Origin of the sequence: Tunicatimonas sp., from assembly GCF_049647865.1 — a bacterium.
Classification (GTDB): Bacteria; Bacteroidota; Bacteroidia; order Cytophagales; family Cyclobacteriaceae; genus Tunicatimonas.
This window is the reverse complement of sequence record NZ_JBARYM010000598.1, coordinates 1-4,292: the sequence shown is the minus strand read 5'-3', so window position 1 is coordinate 4,292 and position 4,292 is coordinate 1. Positions and strand designations below refer to the sequence as shown.

The 4,292-nt window shown below is 47.6% G+C and carries 3 protein-coding genes; 2 read left to right on the top strand and 1 reads right to left on the bottom strand.

Translation table 11 applies throughout. From position 1 onward, the window contains the following. Nucleotides 1–1,857, bottom strand: a 1,857-nt coding sequence (locus WBA23_RS17580) for a malectin domain-containing carbohydrate-binding protein (RefSeq protein ID WP_424583593.1), incomplete at its 3' end; no start/stop codon positions are given. Between the two features lie 482 nt (nt 1,858–2,339). On the opposite strand from WBA23_RS17580, the gene WBA23_RS17575 reads away from it, so the two are divergent. Both WBA23_RS17575 and WBA23_RS17570 read left to right on the top strand, forming a co-directional pair. Continuing rightward, nucleotides 2,340–3,605, top strand: coding sequence for a sulfite oxidase (locus WBA23_RS17575; RefSeq protein ID WP_424583592.1), 1,266 nt, complete (start codon nt 2,340–2,342; stop codon nt 3,603–3,605). 86 nt (nt 3,606–3,691) lie between these two features. Beyond that, nucleotides 3,692–4,099 (top strand): hypothetical protein, encoded by a 408-nt coding sequence (locus WBA23_RS17570; protein WP_424583591.1) that lies wholly within the window; start codon nt 3,692–3,694, stop codon nt 4,097–4,099. Nucleotides 4,100–4,292 lie beyond the last annotated feature (193 nt).

Sequence of the window (4,292 nt, the reverse complement as noted above, 5' to 3'; positions counted from 1 at the left end):
CGTCACGTTGAGCCGATAGTCTAGAAATGGGTTAGGACTAGTATCGGTTTCCGAATGAGTGGGACCGTCAAAGTCCAGGGTTAGCTTGTGCCACTTGCGTAGCTCACCACTTACGGTCGCTTCACCGGAGCCCGGAGCCGCTTCGGTAGTAGCATTTACCACCGGACTATAATCTGAATAAGCACCATCTACCAGCACCCGCATACGGTAATAATAAGTAGTACCCGGAGTTAAATCCTCAAACATAAAAGAAGTAGTACCGTAGTACTGCGATAGACGGGGCGAAAAATCATCTGGGTTACCAATTGATTGCTCAATAGCGTATACTGATACCCGTTCAGGATATTCATCCCAAGAAAACTCAATGGAAGTACTAGAAAGGGCTGAAGCCGAAACCCCACTGGGCGGTGCGGGAGGGGTCACTCCGTCGCTACCCTTCACTACCAGTCCCGCTAACTTAGCATTGTTAATATCGGCGGAAAATGTCAGGGAAAGGCTTCCGTCGGTTACTTCAACGGTGTTCGTAATCTGATAAGCTACATTTTTCCCTACCGTAGCGTATAGATCTAGATTACTCACTTCTTCATTACCCTCTATCTCTATATCGAATAGCCGTTTGTTTGGGTCGTTGAAGTAGACTTCAGCTAGCAGCAACGTGATTTCGTACGTGCCATTGCTCACCGGCAGTTGGTAAGTGAAGTTACCGTAGCGCTCGCTCTGGTAGACAAAGTCGTCGGTAGTGCCCGAAATGCCCGCGTTACTTTTATACGTTTTTCCACCGCTTACTAGCTGATCGGCAGTGAACTCCGTTCCATCGTCGGCCGTATAGGCAGCTCCCCCGGAGTTGATGGCGTACAATATAGCATCAGAAACAGGTGCCGATTCGGTGGTGGCCGAGACTACCTCACTGTAGGGCGAAGCTTCACTATCGAAAAATGTTTTTATCCGAAAATAGTAGGTGGTATTAGGCGCTAAACCGCTGCTGGTATGCTGACTATCGCCGAAATAGCTAGCATCAACCTGCTCAAACCCGGAGGTAGGCGAAAGTGACCGTTCAATCGCGTAGTCGTTGCCGAAAGGGGCGTCTTCCCAATCCAGGTAAATTTCAGTATCAGATATGACGGTAGCAACTATGACCGTAGGTGGCTTGGGACTTCCGTAAGGAGTAGTAGCCGACGAAGTATTAGAGAACGATGAGCTACCCGCCCCGTTTACCGCTTTTACTCGGTATCTTGCAAATTCACCATCAGTTAGCGAATTATCCGTATACGTTTCAGTATCCGACGTAACCGTCGTTAGCTCGCTGAAGGGCTGGGCAGTGGAGGGAGACTTCTCAATAACGAAGGAAGATTCATCATCAGAGTTATCAGTCCAGGATAAGGAAATGCTGGTGGGCGAAGCAGCCGTAGCTACCAAACTACTCGGTGGTTCCGGCGGGGAAGAATCAGCCTGATCTATAACGGTAAAGGTCGCGGTAAGGGCGGTTCCGACGGTACCACTGGCATTAGCACCGGTGTAGGGAGTAGCCGATAGCGTATTTTCACCTACACTGGGTGTCCAGTTCCGGTAGTCGCCATTAGCGTCCCCTTTAAGCGCGTAGGGAGCCACATTCTCCGTCTGAAAATTGGTGTTTCCATTCAAAGCAAAACGCACCGAACCTACCTGAGCCGGATCGGTATTGGCACGTACATTAAGATTCACTGTCGGTAAAGTTGCCAGATTTAATGTCTGACCATTCTGTAGCGATCCGATATCTGTATCGGTATCCGCATTAATTAGCGTGAAGCTCGTTACTGATTGAGCGTAAGCACTCCACCCGAGCAGGCAAAGCAAACAGAGTAATAGTTGTCGTCTCATAAAAATATAGTATAAAAGATAAATAAATGATCTGAGCAGAGTTCACCCCGGGCTGCCTAAATAGCGAAAGTGGCAGTACTATACTTCTTAAGAAAGGTATCCAAGCGAAACAGTCTACTGGTTAGCCCAATGAGCAATAGCAGTATGTTCAGGCGACATCCTTAGGTAGGACGTTAAGTGTGGTAAGTCTATGTAAGTATAAAGCGACAAAAAATATGAATAAGCGTCAATAGCCACTAGCTATTTAAGATAATCCAATATGAATTGCAAACCACTTCAATAAATTATTTTTCAATTACGTTTATTTCATATTTTATTGAATTATCGTCCTAGAACAATAGCATGTAGGTGTATTACTTCTATTTTAAATATGTGAATACGTTCTTTATTTTCTAACTCTTTCCTCAGCGAGGATTCTACAACTTTCTTTCTTCGTACTACGTCAATTTTGGTTTTTGCTTACCATTGCTTATCTAGAAACTATGTTAAAAAATGAGCAAAATCAGCGCTTAGTCTTTCAAGGCTCAGTATGGAACCGGCGATCGTTTCTTAAGAGAGGGGTGCTATCGGCCATGAGCACAGCATTAGGAACTCAGATCATTCACGCGGCCAACTTACCAGCCGGATACCTTCCGTTACCCTTCCAAATAAAGAATAACCCGATGACTGGTAAAGATGAAGCAATGATTGTTCGTAACGAACGGCCCTGGAACGTAGAAGCCCCCCCGCACCTGCTTGATGAAGAGATTACCACCTTCCCCCATATTTTTATTCGTAACAACGGAATCATCCCCCAAAATATTGATGCCCAGCAGTGGACATTAACCGTCGGCGGGGAGTCGGTTACTGCCGAGAAGACCTACAACTTAGCTGACCTAAAAAACAATTTTCCCTCGCATACCTATCAGCTTACCTTAGAGTGCGGCGGCAACGGACGCGCCGGATTCTACCCCCCGGCTTCGGGTAATCAGTGGGAAGAAGGAGCTATCTACTGTGCCCAATGGACTGGCGTTCGTCTGCGGGATATTCTTGACGATGTAGGTATTAAAAACGACGCGGTTTACGTTGGTTACTACGGTAAAGACACCCACCTAAGCGGCGATCCGAGTAAAGTAGTAATTTCTCGGGGAGTGCCGATAGAGAAGGCTCAACAGGACGAAACCCTGCTGGCCTGGGCCATGAACGGTGAAGATATTCCATTAGAGCACGGCTTCCCACTACGGCTCGTCTGCGGAGGTTGGCCCGCTTCGGCTTCAGGTAAGTGGGTAGATAAGCTGGTGGTTCGTAATCAAGTGCACGACGGTCCGAAGATGGGTGGTAACTCCTACCGGGTACCCCAGCATCCGGTGGCGCCGGGGGAAGAAGTGCCGGAAGAAGATTTCAAAATTATAGAATCCATGCCAGTAAAGTCGCTGATTACTTACCCCCGGTCAGGAGCGATGTTTGACTTAGGCCGAACCCTTAAGGTAAGGGGACACGCCTGGGCGGGTGAGCGGACCGTAGCAAACGTCGAGGTATCTATCGACTTCGGGGCTACTTGGCAAAGTTGCTCCCTAAAAAGACCGGTGAACCGCCTCGCTTGGCAGCACTGGTCAACCGAACTCAGCTTTCCTGAAAGCGGTTATTACGAAGTATGGACGAAAGCCACCGACGAGCAGGGAGTAGCCCAACCGATGATGATCCCCGGTTGGAACCCTAAAGGCTATCTGAACAACGCTTGCCATCGGATTGCGGTGAAAGCATCTTAAAGCTTGGGAACTAGGGATTGGGTTTTGGACACTTTTGTAAAACACTTTCGAAGTACGAGACCCTAAACTCCAATATTAGTAATCTAATGAAAACAGTAAAATATATTTCACTACTCATATTTCTGATAGTTCTGGTGGCTTGCAACCCTAATACAGAAACTGAGAAGCCAATTGCTACGGAGCCACTTCCGGTGACAGAGGCTCAGATTAAAGACGGTAAAGATACTGCTACCGGATTACTCGCTGGTGAAGGATTAAACGTAGTAAAAAGCCACTGTCTGGCCTGTCACTCGAGCGCTTTAATTGTGCAAAACCGCTTTACTCGCGAAGGTTGGCACAAGAAAATTGTGTGGATGCAGGAGACCCAAGGGCTTTGGGACTTAGGCGACAGTGAAGATGCAGTGCTAGACTACTTAGCCACCAACTACGCTCCCGAAGAATTTCGGGGCCGACGGAAACCGCTGGCGGATGTTGAGTGGTACGAACTGGATTGATGACTAATGCCAGCAGAACAGCGTTTCTCATCCATCATTATTCACTACTCATCAATCATTATTTACCTTCTTTTCCAACACTAATACGAAATCCGTTTCCGAAGGTGGCGTACCTTCCATCATTCCGGTAGACGATTTTAGCTCAGTGCCAACCGTAGAGTTGTTCGAAGGGTTGAACCAAGTGGCTTCGTAC

Coding starts and splice junctions, on each gene's coding strand:
- WBA23_RS17575 (WP_424583592.1), top strand. CDS start 2,340: ATGTTAAAAAATGAGCAAAATCAGCGCTTAGTCTTTCAAGGCTCAGTA.
- WBA23_RS17570 (WP_424583591.1), top strand. CDS start 3,692: ATGAAAACAGTAAAATATATTTCACTACTCATATTTCTGATAGTTCTG.